This is a genomic window from Cupriavidus sp. 05N38, assembly GCF_056397345.1.
Map to the genome: position 1 here is coordinate 73,143 of NZ_JBFTNF010000004.1, position 26,131 is coordinate 99,273.

The following is a 26,131-nucleotide window of genomic DNA, read 5'->3' on the forward strand; positions in this document are numbered from 1 at the left end:
GGCCCGGCTCCTCCCGCCGCCGGCCCGCCTGGTCCGGCCGGCCATCCTTATGAATTCCCTGCAATCCGTCTGGGTCCCGCTGGCGCTGTCGCTCAAGGTAGCGGGCTGGGCCACCGTGCTCAACACTGTGCTCGGCGTGGCCGCGGCTTATGCCTTGTCGCGCTGGCGCTCCGGCGCGCGCGACGTGGTCGACGCCATCCTCACGCTGCCGCTGGTGCTGCCGCCCACCGTGATGGGCTATTACCTGCTGGTCATGGTGGGGCGCCGCGGCGTGCTGGGCGAATGGCTGGGCCGCGCCGGCATCGAGCTGGTCTTCACCTGGCAGGGCGCGGTGCTGGCGTCCACCATCGTCGCCTTCCCGCTGGTGCTCAAGTCCGCGCGCGCCGCCTTCGAGGGTGTGAACACCCAGTACGAGGACGCCGCGCGCGTGCTCGGCACGCCGGAGGCCGGCATCTTCTTCCGCGTCACGCTGCCGCTGGCCGCGCGCGGCATCATCGCCGGCGTGCTGCTGGCCTTCGCGCGGGCCCTGGGCGAGTTCGGCGCCACCCTGATGGTGGCCGGCAACCTGCCGGGCCGCACGCAAACCTTGTCGGTCGCCATCTACGAGGCCGTGCAGGCCGGCGACGACAATACCGCCAACCTGCTGGTGCTGGTGACCTCGGTCACCTGCGTGGTGCTGCTGGTGGCGGCAGGCCGGCTGGTGCCATCCAGCCGCAAGGCCTTAGGGTAGATCCGCCATGAGCATGCATGTGACAGTCCGCAAGGATCTCGGCTCCGACGACCGCCGCTTCTCGCTGGACATCGCCTTCGACTCCACGAGCCGCCGCATCGCGCTGTTCGGCCCCTCGGGCGCGGGCAAGAGCCTCACGCTGCGGGCCATCGCCGGCCTGCTGCGGCCCGACAGCGGCCGCATCGTGCTGAACGACCGCACCCTGTTCGACAGCCAGGCCCATGTCAACGTACGCCCGCAGGAGCGCCGCGTGGCCTACCTGTTCCAGGACTACGCGCTGTTTCCCCACCTGACGGTGGCGCAGAACATCGCCTTCGGGCTCGAGCGCGGCTGGCGCAACCCGCGCCGCAAGGCCAGCCACCCCGAAGCACGGCGCTGGATCGATGCCTTTGGCCTGGGCGCGATCACCGGCAACTATCCCGGCGAGATCTCCGGCGGCCAGAAGCAGCGCACGGCGCTGGCGCGCGCGCTGGTTGCACAGCCGGACATCGTGCTGCTCGACGAGCCGTTCTCCGCGCTGGACCCCGCGCTGCGCGTACGCATGCGCACCGAGCTGAAGGCCTTGCAGGCCGATCTCGAGGTGCCGATGCTGGTGATTTCGCATGACCCCGATGATGTGGAAGCGCTCGGGGATCATGTGCTGGAGGTGCGCGACGGGCGCATCCACGGGGGCGGGCCGGTGAAAGGCCATCCGCAGGTCTATGCGCCGGCATCGGCGCGGGTGTAGCCACCCGCGCCCCGCTCCTGCCTTACCCCGCGCGCAGCAGGTCCACGTAGGCGGTTTCCACCAGCTGCTCCTGCGCCACCCCGAGCCTGGCCAGCAAGGCGTGCGCTTCGGCCACGCCCGCCGCGGCCGGCTCGCCTTCGGCCAGCACCACTTCCAGCTCGAGGAAATCTCCCAGCCCTTCCACCCGGTCCAGGTGCACGCGCGTGCGGCCCGCCAGGTAGAGCACGCGCGTCTTGCGCACACGTCCGTCCTCGCCCCAGGCCGCCGCCAGCGCGGCACGCAATGAATCGGGTGCCGCCGTCGGCGAGATGATGTAGTGGCTCTCCCTGGGCCCGGCCTGGTCGGCGCGCGCGTAGAAGATCAGTTGCCCCTCGCCCGAGGCAAACGCGCGCAGCTTCAGCCGGCCGCTGGCGCAGCGGAAGAAGGTATCGTCCTGCTCGATCCGTTCCGGCCCGTGATCGGCCAGCGGGGCCACCAGCGGGACCAGCGCATCGATGCTGGCGATGCGGGCCTTGATTTCCACGTTTCTAGGCATGTCGTGTTTCCGTGTTTCCGTGTTTCCGTGTTTCCGTGCTGGTTGCGCGGTGTCGCGGCATCTCAGTCCAGCAGCAGCCGCGCGGCGATGACCCACATGGTGATGCCGATCACGATCTCCAGCACGCGCCACGCCGTGGGCCTGGCGAACACCGGCCGCAGCAGCGCGSCGCCGTAGCCCAGCGCGAAAAAGAATACGAACGAGGCCACCATCGCCCCGGCCGCGAAAGCGCTCGCGCGTCCGGCGAACTGGGTGGAAACCGAGCCGATCAGCATCACCGTATCGAGGTACACATGCGGGTTGAGCCAGGTCAGCGCCAGGCACACCGCCAGCGTGGCCGCCAGCGGACGCGGCTGCGCATCGCTCGGCGCGAGTACGCCCGAGGTGCGCCACGCGGCCCAGAAACTGCGCGCGCCGTACCACAGCAGGAAGGCCGCGCCGCCGTAGCGCATGGCGTCGCCAAGCCACGGGAGCTTGCGCATCAGCACGGCGAAGCCCGACACGCCCATCAGGATCAGCGCGGCGTCGGACAGCGCGCACACCAGGCAGACCCAGAACACGTGCTCGCGCCGCAGGCCCTGGCGCAGCACGAAGGCATTCTGCGAGCCGATGGCGAGGATCAGCGACAGCCCCAGGCTGAAGCCGGCAATGGCGGCGTCCATGCTCAGCGCCCTCCCGCCGGCAGGCCGGCGCGCGCCGTGCAATGGCCGTGCGGCCAGCAAAAAATGGTCAGGCGGGAGCGATGCCCGGGCGTTTTCTTCATTCGGTTCTTGTTGTTCTGCTCATTGCCGCCGCTGCAGCCGCCACCGCCGCTTCTGCCGCCGCGGCGCGGAGGCCGGATTCTAGCGCGGCCGGGCGCCGCGCCGCTCACAGGGTGCCGAGGATCACGCTCGAAGCCTTGAACACGGCCAGCGCACGGCTGCCTTGCACGAGCCCCAGCGCCGCCACGCTGTCGCTGGTGACGACGGACACCACGGTGCCGCCGCCATCGAGTTCGAGCGCCACTTCGGTGCTGACCGCGCCGGGCAGCACGCGCGCCACGCTGCCGGGCAACTGGTTGCGTGCCGACAGCCGCAGGCCCGAGTCCGGCAGGCCAAGCAGTACCGAGGACGCCTTGACCAGGGCAAAGGCCTCCACGCCCGGCGCCAGGCCCAGCGTCTGCACGCTTTCATGGGTGATCGTGGCGATGACCTGCTGGCCGCCCGCCAGCGCCAGCGCGACCTCGTCGTTGACGGCGCCGGCGCGGATCGCCGCCACCGTGCCGAACAGCTTGTTGCGCGCGCTGGTCCGGACCATGAAGCGGCGGATCAGGTCGAGGTCATCCTGCGCGGGCTCGGCAAGGTTGCCCAGGCTGGCAAGGTGGGCGATGAAGCGCTGGTGTTCCAGCTCGAGCGCGCGATAGGTACGGATCAGGCTCTGGCCGCGCGCGGTCAGCACCGTGCCGCCGCCGCCCTTGCCGCCGGTGGCGCGCACCACCAGGGGCTCGCCAGCGCTGTTGTTCATCGCGTCGATGGCGTCCCAGGCGGCCTTGTAGCTCAGGCCCACGGCCTTGGCCGCGGCGGTGATCGAGCCGTGCTCGCCGATCGCCGCCAGCAGGGCGATGCGCTCGCGGCCGCCCCAGTCCCGGCTGCCGGAGCGAAACCAGATCGCACCGTCGAGTTCTAGCATGCGTGGAGGGGCGCTGCGCCAGGGCAGCGCCGCAAAGTGGCACAGCCAGCTATGGTAATGCCAATCCGGACATGCCGGCGCGCCTAGCCCTGGTGGGCGGGGATATACCAGCGCATCATGCTGCCGGCGAAATACTGGCGGTCGAACTGGCGCAGCAGGCGCCACGCCGTAAACGGGTCGACGGCCAGGTCGACCCAGGCCCACGGGTGCTCCGGGTCACCCTCGCGCACCATTTCCACCGAGATGACAGGCGCGTAGGGCGCCAGCTTTTCGCGCAGCATCGGTTCGGTCACATCGCGGTGCAGGCCCCGGATGAGTACCTTCATGTCGTGCTCCCGATAGGAGGGGCGCGCGTACGCGTGGACGGCACCGGCCCTTGTTGTTTCAACCATTGTAGGCGGCGCGGGCCGGCAAGGCGCTACCCCATGATGTGCACGCCGCCATCCACGTAGACGGTGTTGCCGGAAATGCGGCGCGCGTACGGCGTGGCCAGGTAGGCGGTGGCGAAGCCCACGTCCATGATGTCCACCAGCTCGCCGAGCGGCGCGCGCCCGGCAGCGTCGGCCAGCAGCCGCTCGAAATCCTTCAGGCCGGAGGCGGCACGGGTCTTGAGCGGGCCGGGCGAGATCGCGTGCACGCGGATGCCGCGCGGGCCCAGCTCGTGCGCCAGGTAGCGGCAGGTGGCCTCGAGCGCAGCCTTGACCGGACCCATCAGGTCATAGTTCGGCACCACCCGGACGGCGCCCTCGTAGCTCATCGCGAACAGGCTGCCGCCGTCGCTCATCAGCGGCACCGCGCGCCGCGCCAGGCGCACGAAGGAATGGCAGGACACATCCATGGCGCGCGCGAAGCCGGACGCCGACGAATTGAGCAGGCCACCGTGCAGGTCCTCCCTCGGCGCGAACGCCACCGAGTGGACCAGCGCGTCGAGCTTGCCCCATTGCTGCGCGATGCGCTCGAACAGCGCCTGCTCCTGCGCGGGATCTTCCACGTCGAGCGGCATCAGGATGGTCGCGCCTACCGCCTCGGCCAGCGGCGCCACATGCGGGTAGGCCTTGTCGTTGAGATAGGTCAGCGCGATCTCGGCGCCAAGCTCGCGGAAGGCGCGCGCGCAGCCCCATGCGATGGATTCCGCATTGGCCACGCCGACCACCAGCACGCGAGCGCCCAGCAAGGGGGGATTCGGAACTTGCGTCATGAGAAGCCTCGTTCGTTCAGGAGTTGGATTCGGCCGCATCGGTGGCGCCGGCTGCCGGCACGGGCGCGCCGACCGGCGCCGGCCGTGCCGTGTGATCGGTACCCAGCACGCGCGCAACCTCGCGGTAGCGCGCCAGCCTCGCGCCTTCGAGCGGCGCGCGCACGGTAAGGATGCGGTGGATCGCCACCATCACGCGGTGGCGCTGCGCGCCGTCCGGCAACAGCTGTGGCAACGCGGCCACCGCGCGCGCGGGATCGAGCCCGACGATAAAACTCTGGCGCTTGACCGTGGCCTTGACGGTCGCAATGTCCGGTTGCTGCGCCAGGTGCTCCTTCGCCATCTTGCGCATCAGGTTGAAGGGACGCTCCTCGATCCCCGCGCTCTCGTCGGCGACATAGGCAAGGATTCGCATGAAGGCATCCAGCGGCGTGCCCTGGTCGATCTGCTGCCGCGCATCGTGGATGCGACGGGCGGTCAGCTCCTCGCGCAGCGCCACGCTTTGCGGCGGCGGCCCGCGCCGCTGCGCGCCGGGCGCGAAGCCCACCAGCGCAGACAGCCAGGGCGACTGGTACAGCGCCTCGAACAGCTGCTCGCAGCCAGCGTCGCGCTGGTCGCGCCAGGCATCCAGCATGCGCACGATGCCGTCCGACGCAGCGCGCTCCAGCGCCAGGAAAGGATTGTCCTGCGCCACGGGCTGGCGCGCCTCGCGCACCGCGGGCGCCAGCGCTGCAATCCACGCCATCCACGGATTCGCGTCGGACGCCAGCGAGCGCTCCAGCCGCGCGGGATGCATCTGCCGCATTGCGTAGGCGCCCGCTTCGGAGGTCACGGCCTGCAGCGCCGGCGAGACAAAGGTGTCATACAGGCGCTGATTGACCTGCGCCACGCGCCGCACCACCTCGAAGGCCTGCTCGTCTTCGCGGCCGTCGTCGAGCGCGAGGATATCGGCGATGGTCCGGCGCTCGAAGCGCACCAGGTAGCGGCCGTCGATCAGCTCCAGGTGCGAAGTATCAGGTGCGATGTCCTCGATGCGCGCCTCGTACAGGCCGGGCGGCAGCACGTCGATCAGGTCCAGCGCGGAGATCAGCTCGGTGTGCTCTCGGTTGGCCACGCTGGCCGAGACAAAGATGCCGAGGTGCCCTACTTTCTCGTGCAGGCAGTAGACGATGACCTGTTCGTTGGCGACGATCTCGTCGACGCTGGCGTAGAGATCGGGGATCCAGTCCAGCGCCTGCTGCGGCGGCGTGATGTTGTCGCCCCAGGAAGCAAAGACCACGATCGGCGAGCGCACGTTGCGCAGGTCCACCGTGACGTTGCCGTCGGCGCTGCGCACCTCGCCGGCCGTGAGATGGTTGCCGACGAACAGGTTCTGCACGATCCAGTCGATCTCGGCGCGGTTGAGCAGGAAGTGGCCGCCCCACCAGCGCTCGAACGCGAGGAAACGCTCGCGCTCGGTGTCGGCGTTCGCGTACACGTCGTAGAGCTTCTTCCACAAGGTGTTGGCGGGATTGAGCTGCTCGAAGTTCTGCACCAGCCAGGCGCCGTCGAAGCGGCCGTTGCCGAGATCGGCCGCGAGCGACGCCAGCCAAGAGCCGCCCAGCAGGCCACCGCTGTAGCGCATCGGATTGCGCCCGCGCACGCCGGCCCAGTACGACAGCGGCGAGCCAGCGAGCAGGAGCGGCCCGGGCAGATCGGGCGCGGCCGCGGCCAGCATCATCAGCGCCCAGCCACCCTGGCAATTGCCGATCACGAAGGGCTTGCCCTGCGCATGCGGGTGCCGCTCGACCACGGCCTGGAGGAACACGGCTTCGGCGCGCGCCACGCTCTCGATGGTCTGCCCCGGGCACGGCACGGGGAAGAAGGTGACGAAGTAGCAGGGATGGCCGCGCCGCAGCGCGATGCCGATCTCGCTGTCGATCTTGAAGCCGCCGATGCCGGGGCCGTGCCCGGCGCGCGGATCGATGACCACGAAGGGCCGACTGGTGTCGTCGCTGTCTTCGCAGCCCGGCGGCGGCAGCACGCGCAGCAGCGCATAGTTGGCGGGCTGCGCGAGCGTGCGGCCGTCGACCACGATCTCGTGGCTGAACGCCAGCACCGGCGGCATGCCTTCGCGCTCGTGCTCCAAGGTCTGGTTGCCGCGCTCGCGCAGGATGTCCAGCAACAGGATGCCGCGCTGCCAGGCATCGATGGCGTAGGACCACGCGGGGGGCATCGGCAGCCCGGATCCCCGGCCCCCGTATTCGCTGCCAGACTGGATGACGGGTACACGTGCGTTCACTCGGCTTCCTCCTGCATGTGGCGTTGGAGGCAGGGGCAGGCACCGGGTCGTTGCCGGATTGTTGCCCTGCAGCACAGCAAATCTACCAGCGGTCCCGACGCTTGACAAGCGCCCTCCGGCGCCGCGCGGGCGCCACTCGGCCACGGACGCGCCAAGCCATGCCGCGCTTGCGCGGTGTCATCTTGGCGCCCGCAACATGACCTATACTTGGCTTTGCTTTTTTTGCGCGACGCAGCACGCCCCCGCGCGCCGACGCTGGATCGACTCACCCGGATCGACTCACCCGGACGCACTGGAAAGCCGATGACCCAGAATCTCGACAAGTATTCCGTCCTGCTCGCGCGCTGCGCCGACCTGCCCGCCATTCCGACCGCCGTGGCGCACCCCTGCGATGCATCCTCGCTCGGCGGCGCGCTGCAGGCGGCCAGCCTCGGCCTGATCGTGCCGCTGCTGATCGGGCCCGCCGCGCGCATCCGCCAGGTCGCCGAGGCCAATGCGCTGGCGCTGGGCGACGCCGTACTGATCGACGTGCCACACAGCCACGCCGCCGCCGCGCGCGCGGTGGCGGCGATACGCGCCGGCGAGGCCGAGTTGCTGATGAAGGGCAGCCTGCACACCGACGAGCTGATGCACGAGGTCACCGCCTCCGCGACCGGCCTGCGCACCGCGCGCCGCCTCTCGCACGTGTTCGCCATGGACGTGCCCAGCTATCACAAGCCGCTGTTCATCACCGATGCCGCGGTCAACATCTTCCCCACCCTCAACGACAAGGCCGATATCTGCCGCAACGCGATCGACCTGCTGCGCGTGCTCGGCATCGCAAGCCCCAAGGTGGCCATCCTCTCGGCGGTGGAGACGGTCACCGACAAGATCCCCTCCACCATCGACGCCGCGGCGCTGTGCATGATGAGCCGGCGCGGGCAGATCGAAGGCGGCATCCTCGACGGCCCGCTGGCATTCGACAACGCCATCAGCCGCGAGGCCGCCGTCACCAAGGGCATCGTCTCCGAGGTGGCGGGCGACCCCGACATCCTGCTGGTGCCGGACCTCGAATCCGGCAATATGCTGGCCAAGCAACTCACCTTCCTGGCCGGCGCCGAAGCCGCCGGCATCGTGCTGGGCGCACGCGTGCCCATCATCCTCACCAGCCGCGCCGACAGCGTGCGCGCGCGCATCGGCAGCTGCGCCATCACCGTGCTGCTGGCGCATGCGCGGCGCACCGCCCAGGCGAGCGCCGCGGTCTGAATCGCCGCATCCGGTCGTTCCCATCGATGTTGTTGCAAGGAGGCATGCCAGCGTGAGCGCCACCCATCCCACCATTCTCGTCGTCAATGCCGGCTCGTCCAGCGTCAAGGTCTCGGTCTACACCGTACCCGAGGCCGCGCACGCCAGCCCCGACATCAACCCGGTGCTCAGCGCGCACGGCCAGATCGAGGGCATCGGCGTGGCGCCGCGCCTGACCGCGAGCATGGCCGACGGCCGCGTGGTCGCCGACGAACGCTTCCCGGTGGCACAGGTGGCCGATCACGACGCCGCCTTCCGACTGATCCGCCTGGTGCTCAGCATCGGCCTGCGCGATGCGCCGCCGGTGGCGATCGGCCATCGCGTGGTGCATGGCGGCGCCGATTTTTCCGCGGCGGTGAAGATCGACGACGAGGTGATCGCCAGGCTCGAGGCACTGGTGCCGCTGGCGCCGCTGCACCAGCCGCACAACCTCACCGCGATCCGCGCGGTGCGCACGGCGGCGCCGGCGCTGCTGCAGGTGGCCTGTTTCGATACCGCCTTCCACGCCGGGCACGACGAGATGGCGCAGCTGCTGGCGCTGCCCTACGAATACTTCGAGCGCGGYATCCGCCGCTACGGCTTCCACGGCCTGTCCTACGAGTACATCGCGCGCCGGCTGCAGCAGGTGGCGCCCGATCTCTCCGCCGGCCGCGTCATCGTGGCGCACCTCGGCAACGGCGCCAGCCTGTGCGCCATGCGCGAGGGCCGCAGCATCGAATCCACCATGGGCCTCACCGCGCTCGACGGCCTGCCGATGGGCACGCGCTGCGGCGCCATCGACGCCGGCGCCGTCCTGTGGCTGTCGCAGCAAGGCATGAGCACCAAAGACATCGAGACCATGCTGTACCAGGAATCGGGGCTCAAGGGCTTGTCCGGCGTGAGCAGCGACATGCGCGCCCTGCTGGCCAGCGACGCGCCGCGCGCGCGCCTGGCGATCGATTTCTACGCCTACCGCGCCGCGCAGGAAATCGGCAAGCTGGCCACCACGCTGGGCGGGCTCGACGCGCTGGTGTTCACGGCCGGCATCGGCGCCAATTCGCCGCCCGTGCGCGAGCGGATCTGCGCGCGCCTGGCCGACCTGTTCGGCATCAGCCTGGACGCCGCCGCCAACGGCGAGAACCGCCAGCGCATCAGCCGCAACGGCAGCCGCGTGCCAGTGCTGGTGCTGCCCACGGACGAGGAGGGCATGATCGCGCTGAATACCGCGCGCATCATGCTGGCGGAGAAAGCGGCCTAGGACGCCAGATAGGCCTGCCGCAGGCGCCGCACATCCACCGCGAGCACCTCGCCGAGGTAAGCCGCCATGCCGCCGTAGTCCCGCTCGATGGCCTGCATCGACGCCTCCAGGTAGGACGCCCGCACTTCCAGCAGCGGCCGCATCACTTCGGGATCGACGCCGCCCTGCGCGGCCCGCGCGCTCATCTGCGCGTTGAAGCCCTGGTTCCAGTGATTGGACTCCAGGTAGTTGGCCATGATGGCTTCCCGGCCGACACCCAGGCCGGCGAGCAGCAACAACGACGCGAATCCGGTGCGGTCCTTGCCTGCGGTGCAGTGGTACAGCAGGTTGCCGCCCGCTTCCGCGGTCTTGAGGAAGCCGCCGAAGGCAGCCTGGTACTTGCGCGGAAAATCGCCGTAGACCTCCAGCATGAAGGCCTCCATCTGCGCGGGGCTGCCGTCACGCATGCGCGGCATCAGCTCCGCCATCGACATGCTGCCTTCGAGCACCGGCGTGGCGACCCAGCGGAAGGCCTGGCCGAACGCACCCTCTTCGGGCGATTTCTCGCCGGAAGAGCGGAAGTCGATCACCATGTCGAGTTGCAGCGCGCGCAGGCGCGCCATGTCGGCCACGCTGGCGAAGGCCGGATTGCCGCTGCGGAACAGCTTGCCGCTGCGCACGCGGCGACCGTCCTGCGTGCCGAGGCCGCCGAGGTCGCGCAGATTGACCACGTTGTCCAGCATCAGCGCCGTGGCTTGCGCTTCGTTCTCTCCAGCATGCATTGCTTGCCTCGGTCCTTATCCTGAATATGATCCGCGCGCATCAGCGCGCGCGGTGCGCGGGCACATGCCAGCGCGTATGGCAGCCAGCAATATAACGGTGATCGAGCCTTGCCACCAGTTTCCACACACTCATGGGATCGACATCGTCGAGATCCAGGTCGACCCAGGCCCACGGATGGGCGCGATCGCCGTCGCAGATCAGCTCCACATCCCTGACGCGCACATGGGCAGCCAGGGCTTCGCGCAGCCGGCCCGCGTCAACGCCAGCACGCAGGCCCATCACTAAAATCTTCATCATGCGCTCCAATATCTTCAGATCGCCGCGTGCGGTGTGCCGCGGCATGCATTGCGGCGCGCGACGCACTGGCCCGCGGCATGTGACGCCCGCCAGCCCATTGCCGCGCAATGGTCACAAGTTGTGACACCGAAATGCACGCGGGAAATCCACGCGCGAACCGACTCTTTGACCAGCGTCATGGACGCATCGGACCGGCCTCGACAGGCGGCGCCGGGCAGCGGGATAATTCCCAAGGCCATCCTCGCGCTGCCGCTGCCGGACGACCTGGCTCACGCGGCCGACACGGCCGATGGACCGCGCGCACGGCTGCAATGCGCCGCGTGCTGGCACAATACGGCCCATGAATCGTCTCTGGTCAAACTTCATCAAGCTGGTGCTGCTGCTGGTGCTCGGCGCAGCCCTGCTGGGCACGCTGGCGGTACTGGTGGCCCAGCGCCAGCTTCCCACGCTGGATGCGCTTGCCGCGTTCCGGCAGTCGCCCGGCTACGTCCCCATCGGCCAGTTGCCGCCCGCGCTGACGCAGGCGGTGGTCGCCATCGAGGACGAGCGCTTCTACCTGCACGACGGCATCGACTATGTCGGCGTGATCCGCGCCGGCGTGGCTAACCTGTCCGACGAGCTCTCGCAAGGCGCCTCCACCATCACCATGCAGGTGGCGCGCAACTTTTTCCTGTCGCGCCAGAAGACCTATACCCGCAAGCTATACGAGGTGCTGCTGTCCTACCGCATCGAACATGCGATGCGCAAGGACGAGATCCTCGAGCTGTACATGAACAAGATCTACCTCGGCCAGGGCGCCTATGGCTTCGCCGAGGCGGCCGAGGTGTATTTCGGCAAGCCTGTGGGGCAACTGACGCTGGCCGAGTGCGCGATGCTGGCGGGGCTGCCGAAGGCGCCCTCGGCCAACAACCCGGTGGTCAACCCGCGGCGCGCGCGGCAGCGGCAGGCTTATATCCTGCTGCGGATGTTCGAACTCGGCCGCATCGATCGCGGGCAGTACGACGCGGCGCTGCTGGAGCCGTTGAGGTTGAAGTAGGACCGCCGGCGCCGCGGCCTTGGGGCATGCCGCGGCCTGCGCACCGAGGCAAGAGCCGCCTTGCGGCATGTCACATCGGCACCGGGAAACATCCCCATCGATAAGCGGATTCGTCTGACACCCAGGCAAAGAGATCTCCACCAACATGCAATGTCGCCGCATTGCACGGAGGTCTCCCATGCCACGCCAATCCGATCCGCGCTTCGCTGTCGCCGCTGGCGACGAAGCTGACTTCGCATTCACCGCGCCCGCGCCTCGCAGCCTGCCCTGCCGCATGCTGCACCGCCGGGGACACGGCCACGGCGACATCCGGCCACGGAACGAGGAGCGGGCGTGACCGCCGGCGGCCAAACGCTGGCGGGCTGGCCGCGCCAGCGAGTACGGGGCGTGCAGGAACCCGCCTGGCACGACATGCCGGACATGCCGCGCCGCTGGCTATGGCTCGACGGCGCGGAGAATGCGGACCTGGAAGCCGAAGTCCGCGCCATCACCGGACGCTTCGATCATCAATGGATATGGCGCGAGACGGAACGCGAATACCAGCCACCCGGCTATCGTCACGGGCCCCTGCTGGTACCGCTGGACAAAGCGCTACTGGAACACTTTCTGGCGCACTGGGCACCCCGCCAGGCAGGCTTGCTGCTATTCAGCCGGGACGATGACGCCGGCTTGCTCGGCCACCTGCAGCAACTGCATCAGCTGATCGCTGCCGATGGCCTGCCTCTCTTCTACAGCCTCGGCGCCCCGCGCGCGCTGGAAGAACTCTGCGAGGGCCTGCCGGCCCCGCGCCTGGCCGAGACACTGGGCCCGATCCAGACCCTCGTGTGGCGCACGCCAGAGGAACAAGGCGGCCAATGGCTGTGCGCCGACAACCCCGACGCGCACGCCCCCGCACTGTCGCCCCGCCACCACGTCGCGCTGACATCCGAAGACGAGGCCGCGCTCGGYCACGCCAGCCACGCCTGGTTCATGCGCGACAACGTGCGCCATTTCACCCGGCTCCACGCCGCCTTCGCCGATCCCGCAAACCAACAGGAATTGTGTCGCCAGCTCACGGCGTTCGCCACGGAAGCGGAAAAACTCGCGCTGACCCTGGAGCGCGACGTGCGCCACTACATGGCGCTGCGCCTGGCCTATCCGCAAGCGCCCTTCGCGACCGACGCCGAACTGCGCGCCGGCCTGACACAGCGACACATGGCAGGCCTGCAGCGCCTGCATGCCCTGGAAGACCGCCTGCGCCGGATCTCACCCATCCCGGAAAAGGGACCATCGACATGACCGCCGCCACCGCGCGATGCCCCAGGGCATTGCAGCCTCCCCACGCCAGCGCCAAGCGCGTAGGCAAGGCTATCTCGCCGCCATCGTGCGAGCACGGTATCCCGCTCTACCCGCTGCGTTACGGCGTAGCCGGCAAGGTCCTCGACCCCGCCGGGAAGGAAACCCCGTTCATCGGAGAAGGCCTCGCCACGCTCAGCCTGGCCGGCTATCCCGCGCTGGTGGGCGGCAAAGGCTACGGCCTGCGCGTCCTGCGTCCGCGCAGCTACGTCTACCTGTGCTTCTTCCGGGACGGGCGCATGTGGACCCGGCACTACCAGGTCACCGACGACATCCGTTTCGCGCACATCTGGTGGACCCAGGCCGACTACGACGGCGATGCCCCCGGCCGCGCCGCACGGCCCGACGAATCGGGCGCCGTGCGCTACCTGCTGGCGCCGCACGACGCCAGGGACGGCACGGCCTTTGTGCTGGTCAGCGACACCATCCTCACCCATGCCGCCCTGTGGCGGATCGAGAAGGACGAGGGCGGGCTGCGCTCGATGCTGGCCACCGGCATCAAGGCCGCGCAGGGCGCAGGCCAGCGGCATGCCTTCGATGCCGCCTGGCTGACCCAGGTGCACGAATTGCAACCCCGCCTGCAAGGCAAGCCCAGCGTCTTCGCCTGGAGCGAGACCCGGCCCGATGCCGGCGAATGCCAGTCCATCCTCAATGCCATGTACGTGGCACGCATGCCGCGCACGGACATCGTGCCGCTGGCGGTGGTCGTGCACGACCTCGCCGGCATGCTCAGCGAACTGAACTTCCTCGTCAACGCGCGGCTGGACGAACTCAACGCCTACTCGGCCGAAGCCGGGCGCAAGCTGCGCGTGTCCAGCCTGGTCGACCAACTGGGCGCGCAGGCCGCCCGACAGGCCGAACTGAAGGCACTGCGGGACGACCCCGTCGGCAGCGCCATGCCGCCCGGCAGCGGCGGCGGCGCGGCCAATGCCGCGCGCGATCGCGCCTACCAGGCCGGCCTGGCCGCCAGGGCCGGGCGGCTCGCGTTTGCCAGGGAAGACGAACGCCTGCGTTTCGCTAAGGACCATCCCGGGCAGCGCGACCAGTTCGTCAGGCAGGTCACGGTTGCCGCAACGGACCTGTGGTCGGTGTACCAGGCGCAGAAGGCCCGCTTCGACCTGATCGTGGCAACGCACGATGCCGGCGACGACACCGCCGCGCTGGACCTGCGCTGCCTGGTCGGGCAAATCCTGCCCGGCCTGATCCAGTGCAAGCCCGGCAATGACCATCTCGCCGCGCAAGTCACCCCGGACGGTCCCGCCGGCCTGCTCAAGTACGCCATCATGGGCCACCCCGACATGGCCAAGTACGTGGGCAAGGCGGCGGGACAGGTGCGCCGCCTCGCCATCGACCCGATGCTCAAACCGTTGCAGGAACTGCTGGGCAGGCTGCCGCCCGATGGCGCCTCCCAGCAACTCAGCCTGATGATCGGCGCGCTCGTCTCCGCCGGCAGGCTGAAATCCCCGCATGCCTACTGGACCAGTGTCTACCGCCCCATCATGGAAGTACTCGATGGCGAAGTGGCCCGGCTCCACGAGATACCGCTGGACGGCATCGGCGAATGGTTGCGCAAGCAGACCGGACAGCACGGCATCAACGGCTTCCGGCCCCAGACAGCGGCGCAGGCCGCGCATGCGCTCATCGACGTCTATGACACACAGGGCGTGGCGGCGCAACAGCACGCCATCGGAAAACTTGGCGGGCGCCTGCGCTTCTGGCACAACGCCAGGATCGGGCTGAGCGGCGTGGCGCTGTTTGCTTCCGCCTATAGCGCAGGCGCTGCATTCAAGGCCTTGGGCAAGGAAGACGGCCTCACTTTTGCCCATGCGCTCGATGCCGGCGGCAAGCTGCTGGGCATCGGCGCCGGGCAAGCCGGCCTGAGCCGCGCGTATTACGAAAAGCTGCGCGATCAGGCACGGTTGCGTGGGGATACCAGGGCGGCCGAAGCGTTGGATGCTATTGCCAGGGGATTCGAGCGGTGGGCGATCGGGATTGCGGCGGGGGCGGCGGCAGTGATGGCGATCAAGGATGGGGTCGTTGGTGCAGCTGCCACCGAGCAAGGGGATGCCGCAGCAATTAGCGCTGCCACAGGTATTTTGCAGGCGGTTATCGCCGGTGTTGGTGGCCTGCAACTACTGGGCAAGTTAGATCTGATGGTAGATACGCTTGTGTACATGCAGGCCTCTCGCTTTGCTACCGTGCGAGGCCCGGTCGCTGTTGCTCGCGCCGGAAGCGGCCCCATCGGCTGGTTCCTGCTCGCAGCGGAAGCCATCTATATGGTCGGCCGCTCCTGGCACGATCACGTGGCCGACGAAGCCAAGATCACCGCGTGGATCGCCCGCAGTACCTGGGGCAACCGCAAGAACAACGCGTATTTCAGCACCACGCCCGCTCCGCCCTTCGCCGACGACGTGGAAGAACTGCGCGAGTACTACCGCCTGTTCCTGCAACCGCATATCGAAACCGACATCGCCGTGCTCAAGGTACTTGGCGCCGCCACGCCGATAGGGCAGATCATCCACGGCCCCGGGCTGCCCGCCGATGCGCGCACCATCACCGTCGCCCTGCCGGGCTGGCGCCCGCAGATCAGCCACTACAAGGTCACGCAGCAGCACGCTGCCGACTTGCAGCACCCCGCCGGCCGCATGGTCACGCACGAAGACCCGGGACAGATCAAGCTGGTCGACGGCGTGGGCTACCTGACCATCACCTCGGACACCGTGCTAGGCAAGACGGCCGTGGAATACCGGCCGAACGGCTTTACCGATCCCGACTTCATCCTGGCGGAGAGCAACTGGCTGTGAACAACCACGAAACGCCGGAAATCACGTTTCCCCCTGCCGACCCCAAGGCGGATTTCGAGCGGCAATGCGCCCTGCTCGACGAGCGCAGCGATTTCAGCCGGCTGCCGGATATCCGCTACGCAATGTATCCCGGCGATCTCTGGTTCAGCGATGACCTGTCCGACGGCGCCCTCTTCAACGAGCGCTATCTGGAGCCCGACATGCGGGGAGAAGTCAATTTCTACATGTACCTGGCGACGGGAATATTCAACTTTGCTCTGTTCACAGTGCTGGTAATGCTTCCGCTTTCGGGGGAAATAGAGAGTGGCCTGGAGTTATTGTTCGCACTCCTGAACTGCATCCCGTTCGGCCTGTTCACGTGGGGATTTCTGTGGATGGGGAGTGGCCCTGGTACGAGAGTGAGATTCAATCGCCAAGCCCAATTGGTTCATGTTACGACTTACGACAAAGGCGTCGTGTCTCTACGATGGCGTGATGTCAGACCTTATGTTCTGTTTGGCAATGACTATCGACTTCGCCTATGTTTCCCCGTCCCCTATGGCCAACTGTCACATTGGACACCCATTACCTTCAGACGCCTATTTCTGAAATGGCCTCAGATGATCGGCGGCCATTTCGATGATTCCGATGCAGCCAGCTTCGGCAGTTGCATCGAACGCCTCGAATTCATCCGCCGCTACATGGAGCATGGCTTCGACGCGGTGCAACCGCATCCCGAGGCCGTCGCGTCGGGGCTGGCGCGCAAGCCAAGCGGCTTCCCGCCCGAGCGCAATAGGCTCCTGCCCAAATGGCTCTCCCCGAGCCGATGGGCTTACTGGTTCGCCGCCGGCCCGCTGGTGGACCGCTGGCTAGCCCGCGAGGCCCGCCAGTTCCAGTGGCCCGAGGAGGTAGAACAGCTCTGCGCACCCGGTGCAGACCTGTYCGACTACGACACCACGCCGGTCAAGTCACGCACCACGGTCTACTACCGTTATGCCGGCATGGGCAAAGGCATCGTCTTCGTCGACCGCAATGGCAAGGAGATCCGTCTCGCCGGGCGGTCATCATGATGGAGGAGTCATTGCCCGTGAGCCAGACTCAGAACACGTCTTTTCCGCCGGGCGATCCCAAAGCCGATTTCGAGCGGCGATGCGGAGTGCTTGACGAGCGCAACGATTTCAGCCGGCTGCCGGATATCCGCTACGCCATGTACCCCGGCGATCTCTGGTTCAGCGATGATCTGTCGGACAGCGAGTTGTTCAATGCGCGCTATCTGGAACCGGATATGGAAGGCGAAATCAACTTCGTCGTGTACTTGCCAATGGGCGGGTTCACCTTCGCGCTGTTTTCCGTCCTCGTGCTTGCCCCTTTGTTCGGCGAAGTCAAGAGCGCGACGGACTTGCTGCTGGGACTTCTGGCCTGCATCCCTTTCGGGCTGATCGCATGGTTCTTCCTTTGGGCTGGCGGCGTCAGCGCTAACAGCAGGCAGCGATTCAATCACCAAGCACAATTGGTCCACGTCGTAACACATGACCATCGCGTCGTGCATTTGCCTTGGCGCGAGGTAGCTCCCTTCGTCGAACTCGGCACCGACTACCGACTTCGCCTCTGCTTCCCTGTGCCCTACGACCAACTGACGCACTGGGACCCCATCACCTTCCAGCGCGCGCTACGGGATCGGCCTTACACGGTCGGTGGCGCTTTCGATGTCGTGGACTCCGCCACCTTCGGCCGTTGCCTGGAACGCCTCGAATTCATACGCCGCTACATGGAGCTTGGCTTTGACGCCGTCCAGCCGCACCCCGAAGCCATCGCCGCAGGGCAAGTGCGCAAGCCGAGTGGCTTCATGCCCGACCGTAAAGGGCCGTTGGCCAAATGGTTCTCCCCCAGCCGATGGGCTTACTGGTTCGCGGCCGGCCCGCTGGTCGACCGCTGGATCGCCCACAAGGCCCGCCAGTTCCAGTGGCCCGAGGAGGTCGAACGGCTCTGCGCACCTGGTGCAGACCTGTCCGGCTACGACACCACGCCGGTCAAGTCACGCACCACGGTCTACTACCGTTATGCCGGCATGGGCAAGGGCATCGTCTTCGTCGACTGCAAGGGCAAGGAGATCCCCATGGGCAGGCAGTCGTCGTGATGGCATGCGCCGCGCGGGCCATGCAGCTCGACCGCGCGAGTCCGTGCTTACGCTGCAGCACCCCGCCCGCCCCCTCCGAGCCGCGATGTCAGCCAAACTCCGATCCCGCCCGCCCGCGGCGCCTGCTACGCTGGAATGACTCCCGGCCCGCCAGGCAGCAGAAAATGGAATCCCTCTGGACCGACATCTACGGCACCTTCCGCGCGGAATTCGCCGACGTGCCCGACATCAAGGAAGCCACGCGGATCCTGATCCGGCTCTCGGTGGCGGTGATCCTCGGCGGCCTGATCGGCTACGAGCGGGAGACGTCCGGCAAGGCCGCAGGCCTGCGCACGCATATGCTGGTGTCGCTCGGTTCGGCGCTGTTCGTGCTGGTGCCGCTGCAGGCGGGCGTGCCACTGGCCGACATGAGCCGGGTGCTCCAGGGCCTGGCCTCGGGCATCGGCTTCCTGGGCGCGGGCGCCATCATCAAGCTCAATGACGAGGGCAGCATCAAGGGCCTGACTACGGCGGCCAGCATCTGGATGGTGGCCGCCATCGGCGTGGCGGCGGGGCTGGGGCGCGACGCCACGGCCGTATTCGCCACCTTGTTCACGCTGGCGATCCTGGAAATCCTGCAGCGCTGGAAGCGCGGCTGATCACTGGTGCTCGGCCTGCTGCTCCGACTTCCGCAGCGTCACCGCAAGCAAGGCGCGGTGGCGCGTCACGGCCTGCACGACAATGTCGTCCAGGCCGGTGGCGCCGCCGCCATCCAGCAGCTCCAGCAGCGCACGCCGCATGCGCGGCTCCCAGAAACGCTTGATATGCGAGGCGATGTCCGCGAGCGCTTCTTCCCGGTCYGGCATGGCTTCGAAGAAGCTGCCGATCTGGTTCGCCATCTTGACGAGGTTGTCCGTGTTCATGCCTGTTCCGTCCTGTCCTGCAGGCGTTGGGGATGGGTATAGACCACGTGGCGGCCGTCGCGCACGAAGCCTGCCAGGGTGACGCCGGCTTCCTGCGCCAGGCGCACCGCGAGCGCGGTGGGGCCGGACACCGCGGCGAGCAGGCCGACGCCGGCGCTGGCGGTCTTGAGCACCATTTCATAGCTGGCGCGGCTGGTCACGAGCACGGCGCCGCGCGCGATGTCCTCGCCGCCGCGCGCCAGCGCGCCGATCAGCTTGTCCAGCGCGTTGTGGCGGCCCACGTCTTCGCGCACCAGGCCGACCTGCCCGTCGGGGCGCAGCCAGGCGGCGGCGTGGGTGGAGCCGGTGTGGCGCAGCAGTTCCTGGCGCGTCTGCAGCTGCGCGAAGGCGGCATACAACGCGGCGCCGCTGAAGCTGGCGCTGCTGCTGACCGGCGCCGGCGCGCGCATGACTTCCTGCAGCGATTCGGTGCCGCACAGGCCGCAGCCGGTACGGCCGGTCATGGCGCGGCGCCGCTCCCTGAAGGCCGCGAACGCTTCGGCGGCGATGCGCAGGCGCACGGTGATGCCGTCGCAGCCCACCTCGGTGTCGATCTCGTAGATGTCGCGCGGGCTGGCCACCAGGCCTTCGCTCAGGCTGAAGCCAAGCGCGAAGTCATCCAGGTCGGCCGGGGACGCCAGCATCACCGCGTGCGAGATACCGTTGTACTCGAGCRCGACCGGCACTTCCTCGGCCAGTTCGTCGGCCTCCAGCGCAACCAGGCCCAGGCGGCTGCGCCCGACCTCGAAGGTGCTATGGGTGGGCGGCTCGGCATCGCCGGGCGCCCATCCCGCGCCGGAGCGGATCGCGGTCATGCCGGGCCAGCCTCCGCGCTGGCCGCCTGCAGCAGGCGCAACTGCTGCGCGTTGAAATCCTGGTACTGGCGCTGCCATTCGGACGGCTGCGCCACCGGCATCACCTGCACCGCCGTGACCTTGTACTCGGGGCAGTTGGTGGCCCAGTCCGAGTTGTCGGTGGTGATCACGTTGGCGCCCGACTCGGGAAAGTGGAAGGTGGTGTAGACCACGCCCGGCTGCATGCGCTCGCTGACGATGGCGCGCAGCACGGTCTCGCCAGCGCGGCTTTGCACGCCGACCCAGTCACCGTCCTTGATGCCGCGCTCCTCGGCATCGTGCGGATGGATCTCCAGGCGGTCCTCGTCGTGCCACATCACGTTCTCGGTGCGGCGCGTCTGCGCGCCCACGTTGTATTGCGAGAGGATGCGCCCGGTGGTGAGGATCAGCGGGAAGGCGCGGTTGACGCGCTCGGTGGTGGGCACGTAGCGCGTGATGATGAACTTGCCCTTGCCGCGCACGAAGCTGCCGATGTGCATGGTGGGCGTGCCGTCTGGCGCGGCCTCGTTGCACGGCCACTGGATGCTGCCGAGCTCGTCCAGGCGCGCATAGCTGACGCCATGGAAGGACGGCGTGAGCCGCGCGATCTCGTCCATGATCTGCGACGGGTGGGTGTACTCCATCGGGTAGCCCAGCGCATTGGACAGCAGCACGGTGGCTTCCCAGTCGGCGTAGCGCGCCTTGGGCGGCATCACCTTGCGCACGCGCGAGATGCGGCGCTCGGCGTTGGTGAAGGTGCCGTCCTTCTCGAGGAAGGACGAGCCCGGCAGGAACACGTGCGCGTACTTGGCGGTCTCGTTGAGGAAGATGTCCTGCACCACGATGCATTCCATCGCCGACAGCGCCGCCGCCACGTGCTGCGTGTTCGGGTCGGACTGCACGATGTCCTCGCCCTGGCAGTACAGGCCCTTGAAGCTGCCCGACAGCGCGGCCTCGAACATATTGGGGATGCGCAGGCCCGGCTCCGGATTGATCTCCACGTTCCAGGCCGCCTCGAACTGGCCGCGCGTGGTCGAGTCCGACACATGGCGGTAGCCCGGCAGCTCGTGCGGGAAGGAGCCGATGTCGCACGAGCCCTGCACGTTGTTCTGCCCGCGCAGGGGATTCACGCCCACGCCTTCGCGGCCGATGTTGCCGGTGCACATGGCCAGGTTGGCGATGCCCATCACGGTGGTGGAGCCCTGCGCATGCTCGGTCACGCCCAGGCCGTAGTAGATCGCGGCGTTGCCGCCGGTGGCGTACAGGCGCGCGGCGCCGCGCAGTTGCCCGGCCGGGATGCCGGTGACCTCCGCCATGGCTTCGGGCGAGTTCTCCGGCAGGCTGACGAAGTCGCGCCATTGCTGGAACGCTCGGTCCTCGCAACGCTCGGCGATAAAGGCGTCGTCCGCCAGCCCTTCGGTGATGATCACGTGGGCCAGCGCGGTGACCACGGCGACGTTGGTGCCCGGGCGCAGCTGCAGGTGGTAGTCGGCGCGCACGTGCGGCGAATCGACCAGGTCGATGCGGCGCGGGTCGATCACGATCAATTTCGCGCCGGCGCGCAGGCGCTTCTTCATGCGCGAGGCGAACACCGGGTGGCCGTCGGTCGGGTTGGCGCCCATCACCAGGATGACGTCGGACTTCTCGACCGAACGGAAGGTCTGCGTGCCGGCCGATTCGCCGAGCGTCTGCTTGAGGCCGTAGCCGGTGGGCGAGTGGCAGACCCGCGCGCAGGTATCGACGTTGTTGTTGCCGAAGGCGGCGCGCACCAGCTTCTGCACCAGGTAGCCTTCTTCATTGGTGCAGCGCGACGAGACGATGCCGCCGATGGAGTCGCGGCCATGCTCGGCCTGGATGCGCTTGAACTGCGAAGCGGCGTAGGCGATGGCCTCTTCCCACGAGACTTCGCGCCACGGGTCGGTGATCTTCGCGCGGATCATCGGGTTGAGGATGCGGTCCTTGTGGGTGGCGTAGCCCCAGGCGAAACGCCCCTTCACGCACGAGTGGCCTTCGTTGGCCTGGCCGTCCTTGTACGGCACCATGCGCACCACTTCATTGCCCTTCATCTCGGCCTTGAAGGCGCAGCCCACGCCGCAGTACGCGCAAGTGGTGACCACGCTGTGCTCGGGCTGGCCCATGCGGATGATGGAGGTCTCGGCCAGCGTGGCGGTGGGGCAGGCCTGCACGCAGGCCCCGCACGACACGCAGTCCGACTCCATGAAGCTGCCGCCCTGCCCCGCCGTCACGCGCGAGTCGAAGCCGCGCCCGCTGATGGTGAGCGCGAAGGTGCCCTGCGTTTCCTCGCAGGCGCGCACGCAGCGGTTGCACACGATGCACTTGGAAGGATCGTAGGTGAAATACGGGTTGGATTCGTCCTTGGCCTCGGCGCGGTGGTTGGCGCCGTCGTAGCCATAGCGCACTTCGCGCAGGCCCACTACGCCGGCCATGTCCTGCAACTCGCAGTTGCCGTTGGTGGGACAGGTCAGGCAGTCCAGCGGGTGGTCGGAGATGTACAGCTCCATCACGCCGCGGCGCAGGTCGGCCAGCTTGTCGCTCTGCGTGCGCACCTTCATGCCGGCTTCGGCCGGCGTGGTGCATGAGGCCGGATAGCCGCGCCGGCCTTCGATCTCGACCAGGCACAGGCGGCACGAGCCGAAGGACTCGAGGCTGTCGGTGGCGCACAGCTTGGGCACGTTGACGCCGGCCTGCACGGCGGCGCGCATCAGCGAGGTGCCGGCCGGCACCGTGATGTCGACCCCGTCGATCTGCAGCGTGACCTGCTCCTGCGCCTCGCTGGGGGGCGTACCAAAGTCGATTTCGTTGCGTGTGTTCAAGGCGGGCTCCCGCATTTCTTCGCTGGTATCTTGCTGGTTCAGTGGCATCAGGCAGCCTTGGCGGGCACGGCCACGCCAAAGTCTTCCGGGAAGGCGTCGAGCGCCGACAGCACGGGGTACGGCGTCATGCCGCCCATGGCGCAGAGCGAGCCGCCCAGCATGGTGTCGCACAGGTCGCGCACCAGCTTCACATGCTTGACCGGCTGGTCGCCGGCGATGATCTTGTCGATCACCTCCACGCCGCGCGTGGAGCCGATCCGGCACGGCGTGCACTTGCCGCAGGATTCGATGGCGCAGAATTCCATCGCATAGCGCGCCTGCTTCGCCATGTCCACGGTGTCGTCGAACACCACGATGCCGCCGTGCCCGAGCACCGCGCCGAAGGCGGCGAACGCCTCATAGTCCATCGGCGTGTCCAGGCGCGACACCGGCAGGTAGGCGCCGAGCGGCCCGCCCACCTGCACCGCGCGGATGGCACGGCCGCTGCGCGTGCCCTGGCCGTAGTCTTCCAGCAGCTCGCGCAGGGTCACGCCGAAGGCCTTCTCCACCAGGCCGCCCTGGCGCACGTTCCCGGCCAGCTGGAACGGCAGCGTGCCGCGCGAGCGCCCCATGCCGTAGTCGCGGTAGAACTGCGCGCCGCGCGCCAGGATCAGCGGCACGGTGGCCAGCGAGATCACGTTGTTGATGATGGTGGGCTGGCCGAACAGGCCTTCGAGCGCCGGCAGCGGCGGCTTGGCGCGCACCACGCCGCGCTTGCCCTCGAGGCTTTCCAGCAGCGCGGTTTCTTCGCCGCACACGTAGGCGCCGGCGCCCTTGCGCACTTCCAGGCAGAAGCGCCGCCCGCTGCCGCGGATATCTTCGCCGAGCCAGCGGGCCGCCTGCGCGATGTCGATGGCGGCCTCCAGCATGGCGATGGCGTGCGGATACTCCGAACGCACGTAGATATAGCCGTGCTCTGCCCCGACCGCCAGGCCGGCGATGGTCATGCCTTCGATCAGCATGAAGGGATCGCCTTCCATCACCATGCGGTCCGAGAAGGTGCCGGAATCGCCCTCGTCGGCGTTGCAGACCACATACTTGACGGGCGAGTTCGCGTTCAGCACGGTCTGCCACTTGATGCCGGTGGGGAAGGCTGCGCCGCCGCGCCCGCGCAGGCCGGAATCGGTGACCTCGCGCACGATCTGCGCGCCGTCCAGCGCCAGCGCGCGTGTCAGGCCGGCAAAGCCATCGTGTGCGAGGTAGTCGGCCAGGGAGAGCGGATCGGTGATGCCCACGCGGGCGAAAGTCAGGCGCTCCTGCTTCTTGAGGAAGGCAATCTCGTCGGTGAGCCCGAGCGCCAGCGCATGCGCGCCGCCGGCGAGCAAGCCCGCGTCGAACAGCGCCGGCACGTCTTCCGGCGTAACCGGGCCATAGGCCACGCGGCCCGCCGCGGTCTGCACCTCCACCAGCGGCTCCAGCCAGAACATGCCGCGCGAGCCGTTGCGCACCAGCGTCACGGCGGCGCCGCGCGCCGCGGCCTCGCGCGCGATGGCGTTCGCGACTTCGTCGGCGCCCATGGCGAGCGCGCTGGAATCGCAGGGGACGAATACGGTAGTGGTAGTCGTAGCGGTCGCGGTGGCGCTCATGCTGGCACCTCCGCGCTGCGCTCGCAAGCGGCGAGCAGCGCGTCGAAGCGCTGCGGCGTGACGCGCCCGGCCAGCTTGCCGTCGATCATCACGGCCGGGCCGCAGGCGCACTGCCCCAGGCAATAGACCGCCTCGAGCGTGAATTCGCCATTGGCGGTGGTCTCGTGGAACGCGCAGCCGACGGCGCGCTCGGCGTGCGCGGCCAGCGCCTCGCCGCCCACCGACTGGCACGCCTCGGCGCGGCATACGCGCACCACGTGGCGGCCGGCCTTGCGCTCGCGGAAGTCGTGATAGTAGGTGACCACGCCGTGGACTTCGGCACGCGACAGGTTCAGCGCGCGCGCGATCTCGGGCAGGACCTCGGACGGCACATAGCCAACCGCGTCCTGGATCTCGTGGAGGATGGGCAGCAAGGCGCCTGGCATGTCGCGGCGCGCCGCGATGATGCCGGCGATCTGCGCGCGAGCCGGCTCGCGCAAGGCGTCAGCGGCGGGTAGGGACATCGGATCTCCTGGTGAAGCAGCACGGGCCGGCGCGTTAGGGCCGGCGGCAGACGGTGCGGCGCATTGGCTTGCGCGTCTTGCCAGGATCTGCTGCGGGGTGCGGCGACCGTCGTGCAGCCACCGCTTTATATGCTATTTTTTTCATATCTGGAGGCCGTCCGGCGGGCTTCAGCCATGCTGCACTGCCACTTCGAGCGACATCCTCCCGCTTTCAGTGCCTCTTTGAGCGGACTATAGGCAGTTGGATGCATTCGAGCAATATGCTATTTTTCACATATGATCCGCATTTCCATAGAGCCCCACCTGCAGGTCCGCGACGACGATTCCGGCGCCGGCCCGGCGCTGGACGTTTCGCGCCTGGTGACCTTGCTTGGCCTGATCGAAAGCACCGGCAGCATCAGCCAGTCGGCGCAGGCCGCCGGCCTGTCCTACCGCTATGCCTGGGGCATCCTGCGCGACGCGGAAGCCCTGTTCGGCGGCGCGCTGATCGCCAAGAGCCGCGGCCGCGGCACTGCGCTGTCGCCGCTGGCGCAGCAACTGGTGTGGGCCAGCAAGCGCATTGCGGCGCGGCTCTCGCCCACGCTGGAAAGCCTGGCATCGGAGCTGGAGATCGAGCTCAAGAAGCTGGTGAACCGCGCCGAGCCTGCGTTGCGCCTGCACGCCAGCCATGGCTTCGCCGTAGCCGCCCTGCATGATTTCCTCGATGCGCACCAGGTGCGCCACGACCTGAAATATTGCGGCAGCCTCGAGGCGGTGGCCGCGCTCGCCCAGGGTGGCTGCGACATCGCCGGCTTCCATGTGCCGATCGGCGAGTTCGAGCAAAGAACACTGGCCCGCTTCGCCACCTGGATCCGGCCCGAGACGCATCTGCTGATCCATCTGGCGGTGCGCTCGCAGGGCATCTTCGTGCGGCCAGGCAATCCGCAGCGGATCACCAGCCTGGGCGACCTGTGCCGGCCCGACGTGCGCTTCGTGAATCGCCAGACCGGCTCGGGCACGCGGCTGCTGCTGGACCTGATCCTGGAGGCGCGCGGCATCGACAGCAGCCGCATCGAGGGCTACAGCAACGGCGAATTCACCCATGCGGCGGTGGCGGCCTATATCGGCAGCGGCATGGCGGATGCGGGTTTCGGCGTGGAGACCGCCGCGCGGCGATTCGGCCTGGATTTCGTGCCGGTGCTCAAGGAGCGCTATTTCTTCGCCATCGAGCGCGAGCGGCTGCAAAGCCCGGCGCTGGCCGGCGCCGTGGCGGCACTGCGCAGCGGCAGCTTCCGCCAGGTGGTGGATGCCCTGCCCGGCTACGACGCTACCCTCACGGGTACGGTGCTGACGCTGGAAGAGGCGTTCCCCTGAGGCGGTGCAAGGCGCTCGCCGGCGACCGCCGCCGG

Annotated in this window: 24 protein-coding genes; 11 read left to right on the top strand and 13 right to left on the bottom strand. The window is 68.3% G+C overall.

Translation table 11 applies throughout. The features are described from left to right. The first annotated feature begins 58 nt into the window (after window positions 1-58). Both modB and AC1DK4_RS05120 read left to right on the top strand, forming a co-directional pair. Window positions 59-730, top strand: coding sequence for a molybdate ABC transporter permease subunit (modB, locus tag AC1DK4_RS05115; RefSeq protein WP_441612731.1), 672 nt, complete (start codon window positions 59-61; stop codon window positions 728-730). Between the two features lie 7 nt (window positions 731-737). Continuing rightward, on the top strand, window positions 738-1,457 hold the full coding sequence (locus AC1DK4_RS05120; RefSeq protein ID WP_441612637.1) for an ATP-binding cassette domain-containing protein: 720 nt from the start codon (window positions 738-740) through the stop codon (window positions 1,455-1,457). Between the two features lie 22 nt (window positions 1,458-1,479). Here the strand turns inward: AC1DK4_RS05120 and AC1DK4_RS05125 are convergent, their stop codons facing one another. From AC1DK4_RS05125 to AC1DK4_RS05150, 6 genes are all read right to left on the bottom strand, one after another. Continuing rightward, entirely contained in the window at window positions 1,480-1,992 is a 513-nt protein-coding gene (locus tag AC1DK4_RS05125) for a class IV adenylate cyclase (RefSeq protein WP_441612638.1), read from the bottom strand. Between the two features lie 62 nt (window positions 1,993-2,054). Continuing rightward, window positions 2,055-2,654, bottom strand: a complete 600-nt coding sequence (locus AC1DK4_RS05130) for a LysE/ArgO family amino acid transporter (protein ID WP_477131427.1) — start codon at window positions 2,652-2,654, stop codon at window positions 2,055-2,057. A 205-nt stretch (window positions 2,655-2,859) separates the two neighbouring features. Continuing rightward, window positions 2,860-3,660 carry a TOBE domain-containing protein gene (locus AC1DK4_RS05135; protein ID WP_441612640.1) on the bottom strand — a complete coding sequence of 267 codons (801 nt, stop codon included), beginning with the start codon at window positions 3,658-3,660 and terminating at the stop codon, window positions 2,860-2,862. Between the two features lie 83 nt (window positions 3,661-3,743). Then, the gene (locus tag AC1DK4_RS05140; protein ID WP_441612642.1) at window positions 3,744-3,986 is read right to left on the bottom strand and encodes an RNA recognition motif domain-containing protein; all 243 of its coding nucleotides are present in this window, start codon (window positions 3,984-3,986) and stop codon (window positions 3,744-3,746) included. A gap of 92 nt (window positions 3,987-4,078) precedes the next feature. After that, on the bottom strand, window positions 4,079-4,858 hold the full coding sequence (gene fabI / locus AC1DK4_RS05145) for an enoyl-ACP reductase FabI (RefSeq protein ID WP_441612643.1): 780 nt from the start codon (window positions 4,856-4,858) through the stop codon (window positions 4,079-4,081). Between the two features lie 16 nt (window positions 4,859-4,874). After that, a complete protein-coding gene (locus tag AC1DK4_RS05150) occupies window positions 4,875-7,136 on the bottom strand; it encodes a DUF3141 domain-containing protein (RefSeq protein WP_441612644.1) in 2,262 nt (753 codons plus the stop codon). A gap of 303 nt (window positions 7,137-7,439) precedes the next feature. Between AC1DK4_RS05150 and AC1DK4_RS05155 the strand changes: the two genes are divergently transcribed. Together AC1DK4_RS05155 and AC1DK4_RS05160 are read left to right on the top strand one after the other, a co-directional pair. Further along, complete coding sequence (locus AC1DK4_RS05155; protein WP_441612645.1) at window positions 7,440-8,381, top strand: phosphate acetyltransferase; 942 nt, start codon at window positions 7,440-7,442, stop codon at window positions 8,379-8,381. A gap of 52 nt (window positions 8,382-8,433) precedes the next feature. Beyond that, window positions 8,434-9,657 (top strand): acetate/propionate family kinase, encoded by a 1,224-nt coding sequence (locus AC1DK4_RS05160; protein ID WP_441612646.1) that lies wholly within the window; start codon window positions 8,434-8,436, stop codon window positions 9,655-9,657. Here AC1DK4_RS05160 and AC1DK4_RS05165 read toward each other — a convergent pair. Then, window positions 9,654-10,418, bottom strand: a complete 765-nt coding sequence (locus AC1DK4_RS05165) for a tyrosine-protein phosphatase (RefSeq protein ID WP_441612647.1) — start codon at window positions 10,416-10,418, stop codon at window positions 9,654-9,656. The genes AC1DK4_RS05160 and AC1DK4_RS05165 overlap by 4 nt on opposite strands. 40 nt (window positions 10,419-10,458) lie before the next feature. Next, entirely contained in the window at window positions 10,459-10,713 is a 255-nt protein-coding gene (locus tag AC1DK4_RS05170; RefSeq protein WP_441612732.1) for an RNA-binding protein, read from the bottom strand. Between the two features lie 343 nt (window positions 10,714-11,056). On the opposite strand from AC1DK4_RS05170, the gene AC1DK4_RS05175 reads away from it, so the two are divergent. From AC1DK4_RS05175 to AC1DK4_RS05200, 6 genes are all read left to right on the top strand, one after another. After that, the gene (locus AC1DK4_RS05175; protein ID WP_441612648.1) at window positions 11,057-11,752 is read left to right on the top strand and encodes a transglycosylase domain-containing protein; all 696 of its coding nucleotides are present in this window, start codon (window positions 11,057-11,059) and stop codon (window positions 11,750-11,752) included. Between the two features lie 333 nt (window positions 11,753-12,085). Next, window positions 12,086-13,030, top strand: coding sequence for a DUF4123 domain-containing protein (locus AC1DK4_RS05180; RefSeq protein WP_441612649.1), 945 nt, complete (start codon window positions 12,086-12,088; stop codon window positions 13,028-13,030). Continuing rightward, entirely contained in the window at window positions 13,027-15,891 is a 2,865-nt protein-coding gene (locus AC1DK4_RS05185; RefSeq protein ID WP_441612650.1) for a toxin VasX, read from the top strand. Before AC1DK4_RS05180 ends, AC1DK4_RS05185 begins: the two co-directional genes overlap by 4 nt. Then, window positions 15,888-16,940: a hypothetical protein gene (locus AC1DK4_RS05190; protein ID WP_477131428.1), complete on the top strand. Its 1,053-nt coding sequence runs from the start codon at window positions 15,888-15,890 to the stop codon at window positions 16,938-16,940. Before AC1DK4_RS05185 ends, AC1DK4_RS05190 begins: the two co-directional genes overlap by 4 nt. A 17-nt stretch (window positions 16,941-16,957) precedes the next feature. Continuing rightward, window positions 16,958-18,007: a hypothetical protein gene (locus AC1DK4_RS05195; RefSeq protein WP_441612652.1), complete on the top strand. Its 1,050-nt coding sequence runs from the start codon at window positions 16,958-16,960 to the stop codon at window positions 18,005-18,007. A gap of 164 nt (window positions 18,008-18,171) precedes the next feature. After that, on the top strand, window positions 18,172-18,645 hold the full coding sequence (locus tag AC1DK4_RS05200; RefSeq protein WP_441612653.1) for an MgtC/SapB family protein: 474 nt from the start codon (window positions 18,172-18,174) through the stop codon (window positions 18,643-18,645). Here the strand turns inward: AC1DK4_RS05200 and AC1DK4_RS05205 are convergent, their stop codons facing one another. Genes AC1DK4_RS05205 through AC1DK4_RS05225 form a run of 5 tightly spaced genes read right to left on the bottom strand, consistent with a single transcriptional unit; the run spans window position 18,646 to window position 24,743 of the window. Next, a complete protein-coding gene (locus AC1DK4_RS05205; protein ID WP_441612654.1) occupies window positions 18,646-18,909 on the bottom strand; it encodes a formate dehydrogenase subunit delta in 264 nt (87 codons plus the stop codon). Further along, window positions 18,906-19,763, bottom strand: a complete 858-nt coding sequence (fdhD, locus tag AC1DK4_RS05210; RefSeq protein WP_477131429.1) for a formate dehydrogenase accessory sulfurtransferase FdhD — start codon at window positions 19,761-19,763, stop codon at window positions 18,906-18,908. Before fdhD ends, AC1DK4_RS05205 begins: the two co-directional genes overlap by 4 nt. Then, a complete protein-coding gene (gene fdhF, locus AC1DK4_RS05215; RefSeq protein WP_441612656.1) occupies window positions 19,760-22,615 on the bottom strand; it encodes a formate dehydrogenase subunit alpha in 2,856 nt (951 codons plus the stop codon). The genes fdhD and fdhF overlap by 4 nt, the downstream gene beginning before the upstream one ends. A gap of 47 nt (window positions 22,616-22,662) precedes the next feature. Next, window positions 22,663-24,240: a formate dehydrogenase beta subunit gene (locus AC1DK4_RS05220; RefSeq protein ID WP_441612657.1), complete on the bottom strand. Its 1,578-nt coding sequence runs from the start codon at window positions 24,238-24,240 to the stop codon at window positions 22,663-22,665. Beyond that, window positions 24,237-24,743: a formate dehydrogenase subunit gamma gene (locus AC1DK4_RS05225; protein WP_441612658.1), complete on the bottom strand. Its 507-nt coding sequence runs from the start codon at window positions 24,741-24,743 to the stop codon at window positions 24,237-24,239. Before AC1DK4_RS05225 ends, AC1DK4_RS05220 begins: the two co-directional genes overlap by 4 nt. 276 nt (window positions 24,744-25,019) lie before the next feature. Here AC1DK4_RS05225 and AC1DK4_RS05230 point away from each other — a divergent pair, with 276 nt between their 5' ends. Continuing rightward, window positions 25,020-26,096 (top strand): substrate-binding domain-containing protein, encoded by a 1,077-nt coding sequence (locus AC1DK4_RS05230; protein WP_441643354.1) that lies wholly within the window; start codon window positions 25,020-25,022, stop codon window positions 26,094-26,096. Window positions 26,097-26,131: the final 35 nt, after the last annotated feature.